This is a genomic window from Colwellia sp. 1_MG-2023 (assembly GCF_030546755.1).
Taxonomy (GTDB): Bacteria; Pseudomonadota; Gammaproteobacteria; order Enterobacterales; family Alteromonadaceae; genus Thalassotalea_H.
The window spans coordinates 34,040-51,594 of the sequence record NZ_JAUOPE010000009.1; the positions used below are offsets into that span (position 1 = coordinate 34,040).

12 protein-coding genes are annotated in these 17,555 nt (G+C 38.8%); 6 read left to right on the forward strand and 6 right to left on the reverse strand.

The genetic code is table 11. The annotated features are described in order from the left end of the window. The first annotated feature begins 328 nt into the window (after positions 1-328). The 6 genes from Q4493_RS11520 (at position 329) to Q4493_RS11545 (ending at position 11,697) form a co-directional block, all read left to right on the forward strand. A complete protein-coding gene (locus Q4493_RS11520) occupies positions 329-3,064 on the forward strand; it encodes a TonB-dependent receptor (protein ID WP_303452732.1) in 2,736 nt (911 codons plus the stop codon). Between the two features lie 220 nt (positions 3,065-3,284). Continuing rightward, positions 3,285-4,679, forward strand: a complete 1,395-nt coding sequence (locus tag Q4493_RS11525) for a glycoside hydrolase family 28 protein (RefSeq protein ID WP_303452734.1) — start codon at positions 3,285-3,287, stop codon at positions 4,677-4,679. A gap of 82 nt (positions 4,680-4,761) precedes the next feature. Beyond that, the gene (locus Q4493_RS11530) at positions 4,762-5,733 is read left to right on the forward strand and encodes an AEC family transporter (RefSeq protein ID WP_303452736.1); all 972 of its coding nucleotides are present in this window, start codon (positions 4,762-4,764) and stop codon (positions 5,731-5,733) included. A 246-nt stretch (positions 5,734-5,979) separates the two neighbouring features. Then, positions 5,980-7,428, forward strand: a complete 1,449-nt coding sequence (locus Q4493_RS11535) for a glycoside hydrolase family 28 protein (protein ID WP_303452738.1) — start codon at positions 5,980-5,982, stop codon at positions 7,426-7,428. A 132-nt stretch (positions 7,429-7,560) separates the two neighbouring features. Then, positions 7,561-9,009 (forward strand): glucuronate isomerase, encoded by a 1,449-nt coding sequence (gene uxaC, locus Q4493_RS11540; protein WP_303452740.1) that lies wholly within the window; start codon positions 7,561-7,563, stop codon positions 9,007-9,009. Between the two features lie 93 nt (positions 9,010-9,102). After that, the gene (locus tag Q4493_RS11545; protein WP_303452742.1) at positions 9,103-11,697 is read left to right on the forward strand and encodes a glycoside hydrolase family 88 protein; all 2,595 of its coding nucleotides are present in this window, start codon (positions 9,103-9,105) and stop codon (positions 11,695-11,697) included. A gap of 134 nt (positions 11,698-11,831) precedes the next feature. Here the strand turns inward: Q4493_RS11545 and Q4493_RS11550 are convergent, their stop codons facing one another. The 6 genes from Q4493_RS11550 to kduD form a co-directional block, all read right to left on the reverse strand. Next, a complete protein-coding gene (locus Q4493_RS11550; protein WP_303452744.1) occupies positions 11,832-12,875 on the reverse strand; it encodes a LacI family DNA-binding transcriptional regulator in 1,044 nt (347 codons plus the stop codon). A 117-nt stretch (positions 12,876-12,992) separates the two neighbouring features. Then, complete coding sequence (locus Q4493_RS11555; protein ID WP_303452746.1) at positions 12,993-14,294, reverse strand: TRAP transporter large permease; 1,302 nt, start codon at positions 14,292-14,294, stop codon at positions 12,993-12,995. Then, on the reverse strand, positions 14,294-14,818 hold the full coding sequence (locus tag Q4493_RS11560) for a TRAP transporter small permease (RefSeq protein WP_303452749.1): 525 nt from the start codon (positions 14,816-14,818) through the stop codon (positions 14,294-14,296). Before Q4493_RS11560 ends, Q4493_RS11555 begins: the two co-directional genes overlap by 1 nt. Positions 14,819-14,826: 8 nt before the next feature. Next, complete coding sequence (locus Q4493_RS11565; RefSeq protein WP_303452751.1) at positions 14,827-15,741, reverse strand: TRAP transporter substrate-binding protein; 915 nt, start codon at positions 15,739-15,741, stop codon at positions 14,827-14,829. Between the two features lie 114 nt (positions 15,742-15,855). Then, entirely contained in the window at positions 15,856-16,698 is an 843-nt protein-coding gene (gene kduI / locus Q4493_RS11570; protein ID WP_303452753.1) for a 5-dehydro-4-deoxy-D-glucuronate isomerase, read from the reverse strand. A 76-nt stretch (positions 16,699-16,774) separates the two neighbouring features. Then, complete coding sequence (gene kduD, locus Q4493_RS11575) at positions 16,775-17,539, reverse strand: 2-dehydro-3-deoxy-D-gluconate 5-dehydrogenase KduD (protein WP_303452756.1); 765 nt, start codon at positions 17,537-17,539, stop codon at positions 16,775-16,777. Positions 17,540-17,555: the final 16 nt, after the last annotated feature.

Genomic DNA, 17,555 nt, shown 5'->3' on the forward strand with positions numbered 1-17,555 from the left:
ATAGCAAATCTGCCACCGGTAGCAATTTCATTGACTTTCAGGCAATCACTTAACTATAGGCTACGTATTTACTAGTAATACAGCTTAAATTTTTCTTATATAAATTATTTGACAACCTTAATATTACCGTGTAGTTTTTTATTAATGCCACCGGTAGCATTAATCAAAAAATGATAATAACTCGCACATTTAGTTTAATAATTTTAAAAAATACGTTATTAACTTCAATCGATATGCCACAGGTAGCAATGTGTTAAAAGTCTAAAAAAGACAAAGACAGTACTTAAGTAATGTCTCATTAAATAAAAACATAATCTCGGGGAAAAACATGGAAACTAATCTGAAGAATTTTAAACTCAATCGCTTGCTAACCTGTATGCTATTAAGTAGTACTATTTCCGGTGCTGCGTATGCAGCTGAACAAAATACAGCGACTACGCAAGAAAACAAACAAGCTGCTGATGAAATAGAAGTGATTGAAGTTACCGGTAGCTTTAGAGGGGCACTCAGCAGAGGTCTTTTCGAAAAACGTAACGCGACGAATTCAAAAGACACCATCATGAGTGAAGATGTCGGTAAAATGCCAGATCTCAACCTTGCTGAGTCGCTACAACGTGTACCTGGTGTCGCTATTACACGTGAAGGTGGTGAAGGTCGAAATATCACGGTACGTGGTATGGGCGCAACTTACTCACAAGTCACGTTAAATGGTATGCAAATTCCAGCATCAACGGGGGGGTTAGATTCTTCAGGTGGTGTTAACCGTGGTCGTTCTTTTGATTTCAACATGTTTGGCTCTGAATTGTTTGGCCAAATGGATATACACAAAACGTATGCGGCAAGTTTAGAAGAAGGCGGGGTCGCCTCAACAGTTTCTCTGCATACGCTACGCCCGTTAGATAAGCCAGGTTTTCATGCGACGGGCTCTCTACAAAGTTCGTACAACATACAAAATGGTGATACCAATCCCCGTATCAATGGTTTTGTCAGTAATACATTTTTAGAAGATACTGTCGGTGTGTTAGTAGGTGTCAGTACTAGTAAACGTACTGTTAAACAAGAAGGGTTTGGTACCGTTCGTTTTACAGGTCCTCACGTCAGTGGTGAAAGTTGGGCAGACACAAGTTCAACCATTATAAATGGAACACCTAACCCTTCAGCGAATAACCCAGATTTTGTTGATGGTGTTGATGATCCGCTTGATTCTATGTGGACACCACGATTACCTCGTACAGACTTATTTAACCAAGAACAAAGTCGTAATAGTTTTTTAGTCTCTCTACAAGCCCGTCCAATGGATGATCTTGAACTTAGCTTAAATATTTTGGATTCAACACGTGATGCGGATGTGGAATCATATAACTTCTTTGCTCAGTTTCGTAATGTATATGGTACGCTTACACCAACAGAAGTCACCTTAGATCCTTCAGGTCGTTATATCACCGCAGGTAAGTTCAGTGGTGTCGCTCCTCGTTCTGAAAGCCGCGGGCAATATTCTACCAGTGATTTTAACCAAACCGTCTTTAATGCTGATTATCAACTAAACGATGATATCACCTTAAGCTTTATGGCAGGTAAAGCCACGTCAGAGCATGATGAAGAGCAATACCGTTATAACTTAACCGGTAATGCCACCACATTTGAATATGACTTTACTGGCAACAGTAACTTACCCACCATGTCTTATGGCTACGACATTACTGATTTTACTAACTTCAGTTGGACAGGCCCACATCACCGCCGCGATAATGTCACGCGTGAAAATGAGACAATACGCGCCGATATTACGTGGGAATTTAATGATGAAGGCTCAACCCTTAGAGCGGGTTACACTTCAAATAGTCGTGTAATTGACTCAACTCACACTCGTCAACCTGGTGGTTTAACGTCCCCTAATGACCCAAGTGCAAGTAATACTAAGAGTTTATCATCAATTGCCTCTGATTTTGGTGATACTATTGGTGCGCCCAGTGGCATGTTCTCTGACTGGTTAGTGGCTGACATTGCTGTTGCACGTCAAGAATACAGCGCTGGCACATTTTTACCAGACAATCGCAGTGGTAATTATGTTGTCTCTGAAGATACGGAAGGTTTTTATGTCGATGTTGATTACTATTTTAATGAACTCACTGTAAATGCAGGTGTTCGATATGTAGAAACTACCGTTTCAGGTGATGCGAGTGATTTAGAAGAAACCTATGACAATACCTTACCAGCATTAAATTTAACGTATAACGTCACTGATGATTTATTGGTGCGTGCCGCATGGTCAAAGAACGTTGTTCGCCCTAATCCTCAGTCTTTAACAGGTCAAGTAATTGGCACACCTATCAATGGTAGTGCGTCAGTTTCAAACCCTGGTGTAGGCCCAGAAACTGTTACTTCAATAGATGTCAGTGCAGAATGGTATTTTGCAGATGAATCATATGTTGCCTTTGTTTATTTCCAAAAAGACATCACCGATGCGATCACTTCAACCACCCAAAATGGCGTGACACTGCCGGCTGAATATGCGGAAATAATTGCAACAGATCCTATTTACAATGTAGGAAGCCCAAGTTATGACCCAAGTGCTGTTGACGCTTATGCGACCAACCAGTGGAACTTAACCACTCAATCAAACTCTTCAGAGGTTGATGAGATTTCAGGTTTTGAAATTGCGGCACGTTACGTATTCCCAATTGGCGTAGGTATCGATGCAAACTACACCAGAATAAAAAGTGACGACATTGTGCAAGGTTTATCTGAAAACGCTTATAACCTAGGTGTTTTTTATGAAAACGATACCTTTGGAGCGCGCTTATACGTTAACGCACGTGACGATTACCAAACCGGTGGTTCAGCTAATGGTAACTTGACCCAAAACAACACTGGCCCGACTCGTGTTGACTTCTCATCATCATATAATTTCAGTGAGACTTGGACTGCCACACTAGAAGTTATCAACCTGACAAATGAGCAAGAACGTAATTTTACCACTGGCCCAACGGGTGACATGAATTTAATTCGAGAGTACAACTCAACCGGTACAGAGTTAATTTTAGGTGTTCGCGCGACATTCTAAGTTAATCACACAGCGTTTATCACTAAAAGCTCGACATGAAAAGGTCGAGCTTTTTTATATCAAAAGAACGCTTTAATTCTCAAAAAAATATACGACTTTACTCGGCTTATTACTTGAAGATGAGACGCAGTTAACTCTGGCTAAACTCACAAATATGTAGCGAATAAGCTAATAAAAAAGTGACAACAATGTCACCCCACGTAGAAGGTTTTTAACTTTTATGAAAAATTTTTCATTAAAAAACAAAATATCTCATCTATTGATATGCAGTCTGTTTATCAGTATATCAGCGCATGCCAACAATGATATCCCAGCAAGTGTTTCAAACAATGATTGGGCAATGGTGGATAAAATACTTGCCAAGATTCAACTACCTAACATTCAATCACAACGCTTTACTATTTCAGACTTTGGCGCAATTTCTGGCGGTACAAATGATACTAGGCCAGCCATTTTGGCAACCATCGCACATGCGGTAAAACACGGTGGCGGAAAAGTCGTTATTCCTCAAGGTATTTGGTTAAGTAACGGCCCTATTATTTTACAGTCGGGCATTAATTTACACCTTGAACAAGGCGCTACATTACTATTTAGTGCTAATGCTGACGACTATTTACCTGTGGTAAAAAAACGTTGGGAAGGCACAGAAATCTTTGGCTATTCTCCTATGATATATGCCCATAATGTTGAAGACGTCGCGATCACCGGTAAAGGGGTAATTGACGGTAATACCGATAGTGACTTTCATTTATGGCACGCCAAGCAACAGCCAGATATCATCACATTAAGAACTATGGGCATCAAAGGTGTACCGGTAGAACAACGACAATTTGGCCAAGGGCATTTTTTACGCCCGGAGCTCATTCAATTTTTTGGCGCTAAAAGAGTGTTACTTGAAGGTTATACAGCGAAAAACTCCCCCTTTTGGGTCAATCATTTAGTCTATACCGATCATGCTACTGTGCGCGATATTAAAGTAGACAGCCATAGAAGTAACAACGACGGGATAGATATTGAGTCAAGCACTTATGTATTAGTCGAGCATAGTCATTTTCGAACGGGTGATGATGCGGTGGTAGTAAAATCTGGCCGAGATAAAGATGGCCGAGATATCGGCAAACCTAGTCAGTACATAGTTGTGAGAAATAACGACATGGGCGGCGAAGATGGTATTGCACTTGGCAGTGAAATGTCTGGCGGTATCAGTCATGTTTATTTCACAGATAACATATTAAGAAGTGGCAAAGCCGCTATTCGTTTTAAGGGCTCGCTAGATAGAGGCGGCTTGGTTGAACATATTAGAGTTCGCAATATGACCATTGCGGAATTTGACGATATTTTTTGGTTTCAATTAAACTACCCAGGCGTGATTGAAGGTGGACACCCTTCTGTTTACCGTGATATTGTTTTTGAAAATATCACAGTAGAAAAAGCCAAGCGAATCGTATTTGAAGCACATGCTTATAAAGACTTTCCTATTGAAGATATCCTATTAAAAGATGTTACAATAAAAGAAGCAAAACAAACGCTTATATTGGAACATGTAAAAAATTTAATTTTCGATAATGTCTCAATTAATGATGAAGTGATCAATAAAACCTATAATCAACACTAACTTTTAATCCATTTCAAACAATATCTAATGGGATTTAAGTTTGCGTTAAGCGTAAAATCAACCCCATTAGATAACAAATAACATGACCTCATCAGATAATATTTTTTCTCTTTTAAATATCGCATTTAGTGTTACAGCGCCAATTTTCATCCTGATTTCATTAGGGGCATGGCTTAACCATATAAAATTTATCAATGAAGAATTTATCCGTATTGCCTCAAAAGTTATCTTTAATATTGGTTTACCGATAATGTTATTTACCAATACGGCTACTCATGACTTTAATAAGCTGATCAACCTGACTCATTTAGCGATTATTTTAATAACCACAATCTCTGTATTTTTTATTAGTCAGTTTACAGCGAAAAGATTTGTTGAAGCTAAACGTGATACAGGTGTTTTTGTTCAAGGTGCATTTAGAGGAAATTTGATTATTCTAGGGTTAGCTTTTTGTGCAAGTGCCTATGGCGAAAAAGGAATCGCTATCGCTACCCTGCCAATGGCGATCATTATTATTGTTTATAATTTATTATCAATTTACACCCTTAACGCAAGTATACTCTCGCAGAGTTTTTCCGTAAGAAAAAGTATTGATGACATCATTAAAAACCCCTTGATCATCGGTATAGTGACCGGCTTATTAGTTAATGCCATCAAATTACCAATACCAAATGTGATCATGAAAAGTAGTCATTATCTATCACAAATGACCTTACCTTTAGCTTTATTAGCTATTGGTGGTTCGCTCAATTTTTTACAAATGAAAGATAATTTAAAACCGGCAATCGCAGCAAGCGTCCTTAAAATCATCGTCAGCCCGATCATCATGATTATTTTATTATTGCTAATTCCGATTGAAAAAACAGCCGCGGGAGTTTTATTCTTTTTAGCCGCCTCACCTACCGCCACTGCCAGTTTTATTATGGTTAAAGCCATGAATGGTAATAGCGATTTAGCAGCAAAAATTATCATTCTATCAACATTCGTTTCAATCATTACCGTAACATGTGGCTTTGCCATACTTGTTGCGTGTAATTTAATCGCGTTAAATTAAGTCATTAACAAACCTCATTTTCTGATTAAAAGACATTAATATTGCGACTTTCAATCAAGATTGCTTTATCAATAGTAATGAAAATTTTATTTTAAACAAAAACAATTGCCACCGGTGGCAATTGTTGATAAAGTTCAGTAATAAAGTTAAATAAAAAATAAAACTATACCTATGCTATTAAGTTACATAGCTATTCGCTAAATTTCATAGTGTGAGTTTACACGACAGTTAAAGAGATTCATCCCAATGGATAATAATAGAAGATTTGTACTTAAAACCTTAGCATCAAGCTCTATGGCTTTGGCTGGATTATCGGCTTGCACAAATAATGCACTCACTGACATACTTGTTACTGATGCCGCTCCTGTAGATGATTGGCTACAAGCCCAAATCATTCGCGATTCAATTATTGTCCCAAAATTTCCTGAAAAAGAATTTAATATCGAAGCATTCGGTGCGATTAATGATGGTAAATTTGACTGTACATCAGCGATTAACGATGCCATTCAGGCTTGCCATCAAGCAGGTGGAGGTAAAGTAATCATACCTGAAGGTAAGTTTTTCACTGGCGCTATTCATTTACTTTCAAACGTTAACTTACACCTTGCTGATAAAGCGATACTTAGTTTTAGTACGGATCCTAATCATTACCTACCCGCCGTATTTACTCGATGGGAAGGGGTTGAAATGATGGGCTATTCACCGTTAATTTATTCGTATAAACAAAAAAATATTGCCATCACAGGAAATGGCACGCTAGAAGGCAATGCTGACAACAACACGTGGTGGCCATGGAAAGGACCTCATAAAGAGGCTCATTGGCAACTTATTGCTGGCGAAGACCAAAAGCCCGCTCGAACACAATTAATTCAAGATGCTGAAGATAACGTACCAGTTCAAGATAGAAAATACAGTGAAGGTGCCTTTTTAAGACCCCCTTTTATCCAACCCTATTTATGTGAAAATGTGTTAGTAGAAGGCATCACCATTAAAAACTCGCCATTTTGGCTATTAAATCCTGTACTGTGTAAACACGTAAGAGTGACAGGTGTAACCTTTTTAAGTCATGGACCAAATTCCGATGGTTTTGACCCTGAAAGCTGTGATCATGTTTATATCGATAATTGCTTATTTGACACCGGCGATGATTGTATCGCGATTAAATCTGGTCGTAATGCGGATGGCCGACGCTTAGCAACCCCTTGTGAAAATATTGTGATTGAAAACTGTCATATGAAAGAAGGTCATGGTGGCGTTGTTATCGGTAGTGAAATATCAGGCGGCGTCAATAATGTCTTTGTGCAAAATTGCACTATGGATAGCCCTTACTTAGAGCGAGCGATACGTATTAAAACCAATTCGATACGTGGTGGGCTTATCGAACATATACGGGTAAGAAATATCGACGTAGGTACAGTAAAAAATGCCATCGTAGTGAACTTCTACTATGAAAAAGGCGATATTGGAAAATTTGATCCCACCGTACGTGATATCAAAATTGAAAAACTGCATTGTAAAAATGTATTAGATAAAGCGCTATATCTACGAGGGTTCGAACGTGCTCCTATGTACGATATTCATTTAATCGATTGCAAATTTGATGCTGTAGCAAAACCATCAATAGTCGAACATGTTAAAAACTTTACCCTTACAGCAGTATTTATCAACGGTAAAGAAATATCGAACAACACATAAAACACTTAAGTTAACGCAAGGTTTATCTACATAAATAAGCATTAATTTAACTTTCATATGCTACCGGTAGCGATATTTAGATAGCATTGAATTTAAACAAATATATACGAAAGAAGGTTTAAGGAATTTTACATGACAAACGAGTCAACTCTATTAGCATTACACCCTGATAGATTATTTTCAAGCGATGCTGCTGTGATCAAAGTTGCACGTGAACTTTATGAATCAGTAAAAGATTTACCCATTATTAGCCCACATGGTCATACTGACCCTCGTTGGTTTAATGAAAATGAAAACTTTGGCAATGCCACTGAGTTATTTTTAAAACCAGATCATTACGTATTTAGAATGCTCTATAGCCAAGGGGTTAAATTAACCGATTTAGGCATTCCTCAACATGGTGAACAAGGCGATTTAGCCTCTTCAAAAGCAGCAGATCCTACCAAAGCATGGCAAATATTTGCTGATAATTACCACCTATTTGCAGGGACACCTTCAGGTTATTGGTTAGATTCGGTATTTTGCGATGTTTTTGGTTTCAAAGAAAAGCTTTGTAGCGCGAATGCTCAACACTATTATCAAGAAATTACCGCGCAACTTGCAACGCCAGCATTTAAACCTCATGCATTGATGGATAGATTTAACATTGAATTTATTGCAACTACAGAAGGTGCATTAGACGATTTAAAACACCATAGAGCAATCAAAGATACCCCTATGGCAAAACGTGTTGTAACTAGTTTTCGTCCTGACGATGTAGTTGATGCTAGCCGTGAAGACTTTATCGACAATGTAAAAAAACTCGGTGAAATCACAGGTAAAGATACCAATACGTGGCAAGGTTACCTTGATGCAATTAAAGTCAGGCGCGCTTACTTTATTACGGAAGGACGAGCAACGGCAACAGATCACGGCCACCCTACAGCATTAACGGCTGATTTATCATTAGCCGAATGTGAAAGCTTATTCGCTAAATGCTTATCGGGTCAATCAACTGAAGATGAGCAAGAGTTATTTCGAGGACAATTACTGACTGAACTAGCAGGTATGAGTATTGAAGATGGCTTAGTGATGCAAATTCACCCTGGCGCGCATCGCAATCATAACCAACCAATATTTGACGTATATGGCCGCGATAAAGGTTGTGATATTCCAAGCCAAACCGAATACGTCAACGCATTAAAACCACTATTGAGTAAATACGGTAACCACCCTGATTTAAACATCATCTTATTCACATTGGATGAAACCACCTATAGCCGAGAATTAGCGCCGTTAGCAGGACATTACCCAAGCTTAAAACTAGGTCCTGCTTGGTGGTTTCATGATAGCCCTGCCGGCATGTTAAGGTTTAGGCAACAAACTACTGAAACCGCAGGTTTTTATAATACAGTGGGGTTTAATGATGATACTCGGGCATTTTTATCAATCCCTGCCCGTCATGATGTTGCTCGTCGTGTGGACTGTCGATACTTAGCTGAGCTGGTGACCAATCATCAAATTGATTTAAAAACGGCTCATGAGTTAGCCTACCAATTAACCTACGGCTTAGTAAAAAAAGCCTATAAATTATCACAATAATACTCGAGAGCTAACACGTAGAATAAAGTGAAGATAACATAGTCATTGATATCACGCTTTGTTCTACTTTAATAAGACCGTCTGGGGGAAAGAATGTTAACCAGTAATAAAGCTTTGATTAAAAATAGAAGGTTCACAACCTCGTTAACGCCTTGCTTAGCGCTGACGATGTGTTTGGCAATGCTTGGCTGTTCAAAACCAAGCAATATCGAGCAAACGTCAGATAAGTCATCAATTAAAGAGGCTTTGCTGCCGACACACAAAAAAATTGCCGAAGTAGAAATTATCAACCCGTCAACATTTGTTCGAAAAGACGAACCCATATACTTTAGTTATTATGACCTAGGTATTTCAGCACCAACATCAAGTGATAGCATCGAAGTATTTCATCAAGAAAACCAGCTTCCTACACAACATATCGACAGTGATTATGATGGTAAAAATGACGGTATTTTATTTTTAATCGATTTACTCGATAATCAGACAAATACCGTGACCATTAATAATAACAGTGTACAACAAGCAATTTCACCGCCTGTTTTTAAAAAACGAGTACAAGCTGAAATCTCTCATAAAGTTGACGGACAATGGCTAGCTCATACTAAGCCTGCCGAACATTTAAAAGATAAGAACCTGCAAGAATATCAGGGTGGAAAATTTCAAAATGTCTCACAACTAACACCACCAGATTATTATTCAGATCATTCAAATTGGATCCGTTATGAAGGTCCTGGCATTGAATCAGACAAAGTGGCTTATCGATTCTACCTTGATTGGCGTAATGGTTTTGATATTTTTGGTAAATTAACCAAAGACCCTATTCTTGACCAAATAGGACAAGATGGTTATGAGTCTTATCATCATATGCAACCTTGGGGGATGGATATTCTCAAAGTTGGCGGGTCATTAGGTGCTGGTGGTTTTGGCTTAATCGCTTCTAGCAAAACACCGACTTTAGAACATGTAAAAGATGTTACAAAACGCCAAGCCATCATTGCAGAAGATGGCAATATTCAAAGTCGGGTTAACATTAATTATGTCGGTTGGAAAAACAGCCTAAATACACAAGATTTAATCGCTAATATTTCAATGGTTGCAGGCTCTCGATTAGCTAAAGTACATTTAAACTTAGAAAAAGACTTACCTAATATCACCGCAGGTGTTGTTAAACATCAGGGGAGTCAGTTTATTCAAGGGGAAATTAATACTAGTGCGTATCAATATTCATACATCGCAAGCTGGGGTAAACAAAGCTTAGATGATAGCCTATTGGGTATGGCGATCTTTTTCAAAAAAGGCCAATTAATTAAAGTCCTCGAAGATGATAAAAACTATTTAGTGCAACTGAAACCACGAGGTAAAAGTGGTGAAACTACCGTAGAATATTATTTTGCTTCAGTTTGGCAACCAGAAAGTGGCATTGATAACAAAAAGGACTTTATCGCTTATTTAGCACAAGAAGCTGAAAAACTGACAAGAAAACCAAGAGTTTACTTATCTACAGCACTAACTGAGCAAGCTCATTCAATGCCCTTAACGGCTGAAAGCGCACTCAACTGGGGAAAAGCGTTAGCCGACGCTGAATTAAATCGTAAAGCCTTAGGGTATTTTCATAATGGTTGGGATGTAAATCGAGCACGTAAACCTAAGTTTGAATACGATATTATTGGCCTACAACCTTTCACTTTTGACTTATTAGCAGATTTAACAGGTGACGAAAAATACCGTCAAGTTAATGATAAAGTGACTGCAAGTTTTATTACCAACCAAGGAAAAATACTGTCTTATCATAAGAAAAATTTCAATATAGATAACATTCCTCCAGGTAGAAATTTGCTTAAACTATACCAAAGAATAAACGATGAAAAATTCCGCCTCAGTGCGGCCGCATTAAGGCAACAATTAACCGAGCATCCAAAGACCTCTGAGGGCGCTTTTTGGCATAAAAATAGATACCCAGATCAGTTATGGTTAGACGGTGTATATATGGGTATGCCATTTCTAGCCGAGTATGCCATGATGTTCGAACAAGGTCATCAACAACAAGAAAGCCTTCATGAAGTCGTCAATGAGTTTAAATTAACACGTAAATACTTACGCGACGCAAAATCGGGCTTGTATTATCACGGTTGGGACGAATCAAAAAATCAAAGTTGGGCAAACAAAACTACCGGACAATCGCCTGAATTTTGGGCGCGTGGTGTGGGCTGGTTAGCAATGGCACTTGTTGATGTGTTAGATTCGATCCCTGAAAAAAATGTTGATGATAGAGCATTTTTAATTGAAATGATCAATGAACTCGCCGTCGATATTGCCAAAGTACAAGACAAAACATCGGGTGCCTGGTGGCAAGTGTTAGACAAACCCAATGAAGTTGGTAATTACAAAGAGTCTTCGGCAACGGCTATGTTTAGCTATTTCTTTGCTAAAGCCATAAACAATGGTTATTTAACTGATGAATATAATGCGGTTGCTCAATCTGCGTTTAAGGCACTAATAAACGAATTTACTATCCTGCATTTAGATGGCACAACAAGTATGACCAACCAATGTTACGTAGCAGGCTTAAGTTATGGCCGTGATGGTAGTTATGACTATTACATGAACGAGCCAATTAGCGTTAATGACCCTAAAGGCACAGGTCCTTATATATTAGCCAGCATGGAAATGTATAAACTCTTGAAATAAAAGAGAAGCTAAGTTTCAGATATCATTTATATAGCTCAAAACTCACCAATAAAAAAAACCTGATAGGTTAATCTGACCTATCAGGTTTTTTATTATTATTAGCCTAGTTTCATTTAAGCAATCTAACTCAAAGATTATTTTTTATCAGTAGATTCTCGTTTGACTAAATGAGGTTTAACCAGCTCATCTAAGGTTATTTTTTCACTGTCAGCTGATTGGCTTTTATTGATGAGTTTTTGTACCGCTAAACGAGCCATATTGCTAACGGGTCTTTTTATTGTCGTTAACGAGGGAATAATTCTTGAGGCTAAAATATTATCATCAAAGCCTGCAACAGATAGTTCTTCAGGCACTTTAATGGCTAAATCACTGGCAACACGAAGCACTCCTGCAGCCATTTCATCGTTGTTTGCCACGATAGCCGTTGGTCTTTTGCTAGCAGAATTATTGGCGTTAGCTGAATCGGTTGTTCCTAAAAGCTGATGAGCACATGTTATACCGCTTTCGTAACTGTTTTTTCCTTCGATAATCCGCTCTGGCGGTAAAGTCACGTTACATGATTCAAGTTCTGCTAAAAAACCTTCCATACGCTCCATTGAAGAGCGATATCTGCGAGGACCAGAAATAAAACCTATATCGGTATGTCCTAACTCAACAAGATGATCCGCCATAGCTTTCATGGCCTCACGCTCGTCTGAAACCACAATATTATCATGATCATCTAAATCAACTGAAGCTAAGCGCACATAAGCACAATTTGCTTCTCTGATTGCCGCTGCCAATGCTTTATTTTCAGAAACTGGCGGCAAAATAATTACGCCATCTAATTTTGAACGAGCAATAAAAGATAAACAATCTTCGATAAAATCAGGGCTTTTAGAATGGCATGGGTGAACAACAAGCTCATACCCTAATGCCGAACAAACACTGAGCGCACCACGTTGCACTTCATCAATATATAAAGCATCAGGGTTATCGTATATTAATCCTAATAAATATGATCGACTCGACGCTAGCCCTCTCGCTTGTTTATCTGGCGAAAAATTAACTTCTTCAATGACTTTAAGCACCTTTTCTCTCGTCGCTTCACCTACCGCAGGCGAGCGATTAATGACCCGAGAAACAGTCCGCTTAGAAACCCCTGAAAGTCTTGCTACATCATTTATGGTTACCGACATAAATATTCCTGCCTATAGTGAGTCGGCAAGTTTATCACCAACCTCTGTTCCTTAAAAGATCTAACCTAGATCTATGTTTATTTTGATTAAAACACCTTATCGCATTCACTAACTCGTTTAATTTATTAAACCGAAAAATCGAGGTAAGGTTTCGCTAATAGCTGGTACATAAGTGACTAACATCAATACAGCGAACATCACTAAATAAAGTGGCACCATAGGTTTAATAATTTTATGCAGTGACGTTTTTGCTACAGCACAGCTCACAAATAACACACTTCCTACAGGTGGTGACACAAGCCCTATCGATAAATTCAGTACGATCATAATACCAAATTGAATGGGTGACATGCCAAACTCCATTGCAACCGGTAAAAATATTGGCGTGAAAATTAACACTGCCGGTGTCATATCTATAAAAGCCCCCACCACGATTAAAATTAAGTTAATTAACAATAAAACGATTAAAGGGTTTTCACTTAATGTTAAAAAGAATTCACTGATCGTTTGAGGAATATGTGTGTAGGATAACAACCAAGACATTGCGGAAGATGCGCCAATGATTAACATAACAATCGCGGTAGTTTCACACGCTTTTAATAATAAAGCGGGTAACGCTTTAGGATCAATTTCTTTATAAATACCAACCGAAAGAACCAGTGCATAAAGTACCGCTATCGCGCCGGCTTCAGTCGCTGTGAAAATGCCACCAATAATACCGCCAATCACAATAAACACTAACAATAAGCTAGGTAAAGCAGCCACTATTTTTTCAAGAGCGACTTTTAATGGTAAACGTGCCGTTACCGGATATTTATGACGAATTGCATATAAAGAACACACCAACATTAATGCTAACCCTACTAAAATTCCGGGTAGATACCCGGCGACAAATAATGCCGCAATAGAAACACCACCACTTGCAATGGCATAAATAATTAGGATGTTACTTGGCGGTATTAGCATTCCCGTGGTGGCTGCAGACGCGGTAACTGCCGCGCCAAATTCAGCACTATAACCATGCTTTTTCATTTCAGGGATCATAAAACTACCAATAGCAGAGGTCGCGGCAACAGCAGAGCCAGAAATAGCACCAAAGAGCATACAAGACATAACATTAACGAGTGCTAATCCCCCCGGTAAAGCGCCAATTAACGCCATTGCACATTCAATTAATCGTTTAGCAATCCCGCCCTGCCCCATAATTAAGCCAGACAAAATAAAGAAAGGGATAGCTAATAATGCAAAACTATCAATACCGCCTGCCATTTGCTGCGCAATGGTCATCGCGGCTGGCGTAAAATCAATATGCATGATCAATGCGACTAAGGTTGCCACACCAATACAGATTGAAATAGGTACATTTAAAAACAATAAAACGAAAAAACTAACCACTAAAACAATTGCGGTAATATCCATTAGCTTTCTCCTTTTATGGGATCTTTTGTTTGTGAGTTGGAAGCACTGGGTGTGGATTCAATTAGTCGAATAATATTATCAAGACAAAACAGCATAATTAACGTGCCAGATAAAGGTATTGCTGAATATATCAATCCCATATTTAACCCTAATGCGGCAGAGGTTTGCTTTAATTCAATGTTCATTAACACAAGCAATGCTCCGCCATACATCATGACACCGCAAGCAAACACTAAAACAATCAATTCAATTAAAATTCGTACTGGTTTTTGTTTTACGGGTGCAAGTTTATCGACAAAAAGATCTAAACCTAAATGCGCTTTAGATTGATACGCGTAAGCAGAGCCTAAAATACCAATCCAGATAAGTAAAAAACGAGCCAACTCTTCAGTAAATGAGCTTGGCGATTGCATAATAAAGCGTGAAAACACTTGCCAAGTAACGGTTACCACAATGGCAGCCATCGCTAACATCAATATTTTTTCGAGTAATTTACTAATAAATGACAACAGCATTTGCATCATTTTACCCCTTACATCTTTTTAATTTGAATGATTTGCTCAGCGACAGGGCTGTCAGCAAAAGAAGCATGAAAATCAACCATTTTGGCTTGAAATGATGCTTTGTCGGGATAAATAATCGTAGTACCGGCTTGCTCTACCGCTAACATCGCTTCCTCAGATGCCTTTTGCCATAATAGTTTTTGATGTGCCACGGCATCACGCATAGCAGCCGTTAACCAAGCTTGCTGTTCGCGAGACAAACCTTGCCATACAGGTAAACTTGCCAGAATAACGTCAGGCACAAAGGTGTGCTCATCTAAACTGTAATATTTTGCAATCTCGTAATGACGAGAGATAAAGTAACTTGGTGGGTTGTTTTCGGCCCCATCAACAACACCTTGCTGTAATGCAGCATAAAGCTCCCCCCAAGCAATTGGCGTAGCCGCGCCCCCTAAAGCCTTAACAGCAGCAACGGCTGTAGGGCTATTTAAAACTCGGATCTTTTTACCAATTAAATCATCTGGCGTATTAATCGGCCCATGTGAGGTATAAAAACTCCGGCTGCCTGCATCAAAATATCCCATGCCTTTAAGACGAACCTTTTCAACTTTTTTAAGCAACCCTTGACCAATATCGCTATCGAGTACGCGCCAAAAATGCTCTCGATCACGCATCAAATAAGGAATACCAAACACTTGCATTTCGGGTACAAAACCCTCTAACGGGCTCGCTGAAACCTTAGTCATAGATAAACTACCAATTTGCAACAGCTCGATCATCTCTCGCTCTGTACCAAGTTGTGCCCCCGGATATATCACCACCTCCATTTTGCCGTTAGAATAATGCTTTATTCGTTCAGCCATATATTGCATAGCAACATGAACCACATGACGCGTGTCATGGGTGTGCCCCAAGGTTAATGTAGTTTTTTCGTTTTTAGTCATACAACTAACAAGAAGCAAACTAATTACTAGCGTGAAAGCCCTTAACAATAATTTATTTTTCAATGCCTTAATTTTCATTTTTACTTCTCATTAATGGAATGAAATAACTCTCGACTATCGCAATTGGTTGGGTTGATATTTATCCATATCGTCATAATCTAGATTTTCACCCGCCATGCCCCAAATAAAACTATAGTTTTGTGTGCCTGAGCCTGAGTGAATTGACCAAGGAGGAGAAATAACCGCCTGTTCATTGTGTACCCAAATATGACGGGTTTCTTGAGGTTCGCCCATAAAATGGCAAACCGCTTGCGCTTCTTCAACCTCAAAATAAAAGTACACTTCATTTCGTCTATCATGCTGATGCGCTGGCATGGTATTCCAAACACTGCCCGGCTTTAAACAAGTTAATCCCATCTGAAGCTGACAAGTTTCTACGACGGTATTAATCAACATTTGGTTAATGTCGCGCTCGTTTGATGTTTCCAAGCTCCCAAGGTGAAGGACATTAGCGTCTGCGGTTGTCACTAATTTGTTTGGATATTTATGATGCGCTGGTGCAGAATTTAAATAAAATTTAGCCGGCTGCTTTGCATTATCGCTAGCAAATACAACTTCTTGAGTATCTTTACCGAGATATAAAGCATCTTTATAACCTAATTGATAAATCTCACCATCAGCGGTAACTGTGCCTGAAGCGCCAACATTGATAATGCCTAGCTCACGACCATGTAAAAACGTTTTTGCTTTTAATGCATCTAATGTTTCTAACTTTAACGGTGATGATGTTGGTACCGCACTGCCTACCATAAAGCGTTCATAGTGAGAATAAACCCAATAAACACAGTCTTTTTGCATTAACTTTTCAACTAAAAACTCATTTCTTAACTGCGCAGTATCAAACCCTTTAACTTCGTTTGGTCCTACCGCATATCTAACTTCAATTTCTGTGGACATAACTTATCCTATACTTATTTAATTAATTCTTTTCTTATCAACATGTAAACTATCAACAACTCAGCTAGCACTTAAACTATCGAGCTAACCAGCCGCCATCAACAGCAAGCACATGACCATTGACATAATCACTCGCGGATGAAGATAAAAATATTGCTGCACCAGCTAAATCTTCAGGATCTCCCCAACGACCTGCTGGAATTCGCTTTTCTATCTCACTATTTCTAACGGGATCATCTTGAATAGCTTGCGTATTATCGGTTTTAAAATAACCAGGTGCGATGGCATTAACTTGAATATTATGACAAGCCCATTCATTAGCTAACGCTTTTGTCACACCAGCAATCGCATGCTTACTCGCCGTATATGCTGGTACCGTCATGCCTCCACTGTATGACAGCATTGAAGCGATATTAATAATTTTTCCACTACCTTTGGCGATCATCGTCGGTGCTAATGTTTGTGCTAACACAAAACTTGCATCTAAATTTACCGTCATCACCCGCTGCCATTCTTCATATGAATACTCAATGGCAGGGCTTCTAAAAATAGTACCACCAACATTCACTAAAATATCAATACAGCTATGTTCACTCAGTAACGCTTGTGCCGTAGTTTTTACATTCGCAATATCACTTAAGTCGACGGTACGCTCTGATGCAATGCCACCATTTGCTTCGATCATACGAATGGTTTCTGCACAACCATTCTCTTTACTACTGCTACAAATAACTTCAGCTCCGGCGTTTGCTAATCCAATAGCTATTTGTTGACCTAACCCTCTGCTTGCTCCAGTAACTAACGCTTTTTTGCCATTTAAATCGAAGAGCTGTATTGCCATTTTTTTTCTCACTTTG

Excerpts from the sequence above, each read along its gene's own strand:
- Q4493_RS11550 (WP_303452744.1), bottom strand. The coding sequence starts at position 12,875 with ATGTCGGTAACCATAAATGATGTAGCAAGACTTTCAGGGGTTTCTAAG.
- Q4493_RS11530 (WP_303452736.1), top strand. The coding sequence starts at position 4,762 with ATGACCTCATCAGATAATATTTTTTCTCTTTTAAATATCGCATTTAGT.
- Q4493_RS11565 (WP_303452751.1), bottom strand. The coding sequence starts at position 15,741 with ATGACTAAAAACGAAAAAACTACATTAACCTTGGGGCACACCCATGAC.
- Q4493_RS11525 (WP_303452734.1), top strand. The coding sequence starts at position 3,285 with ATGAAAAATTTTTCATTAAAAAACAAAATATCTCATCTATTGATATGC.
- kduI (WP_303452753.1), bottom strand. The coding sequence starts at position 16,698 with ATGTCCACAGAAATTGAAGTTAGATATGCGGTAGGACCAAACGAAGTT.
- Q4493_RS11535 (WP_303452738.1), top strand. The coding sequence starts at position 5,980 with ATGGATAATAATAGAAGATTTGTACTTAAAACCTTAGCATCAAGCTCT.
- kduD (WP_303452756.1), bottom strand. The coding sequence starts at position 17,539 with ATGGCAATACAGCTCTTCGATTTAAATGGCAAAAAAGCGTTAGTTACT.
- Q4493_RS11545 (WP_303452742.1), top strand. The coding sequence starts at position 9,103 with ATGTTAACCAGTAATAAAGCTTTGATTAAAAATAGAAGGTTCACAACC.
- Q4493_RS11555 (WP_303452746.1), bottom strand. The coding sequence starts at position 14,294 with ATGGATATTACCGCAATTGTTTTAGTGGTTAGTTTTTTCGTTTTATTG.
- Q4493_RS11520 (WP_303452732.1), top strand. The coding sequence starts at position 329 with ATGGAAACTAATCTGAAGAATTTTAAACTCAATCGCTTGCTAACCTGT.
- Q4493_RS11560 (WP_303452749.1), bottom strand. The coding sequence starts at position 14,818 with ATGATGCAAATGCTGTTGTCATTTATTAGTAAATTACTCGAAAAAATA.
- uxaC (WP_303452740.1), top strand. The coding sequence starts at position 7,561 with ATGACAAACGAGTCAACTCTATTAGCATTACACCCTGATAGATTATTT.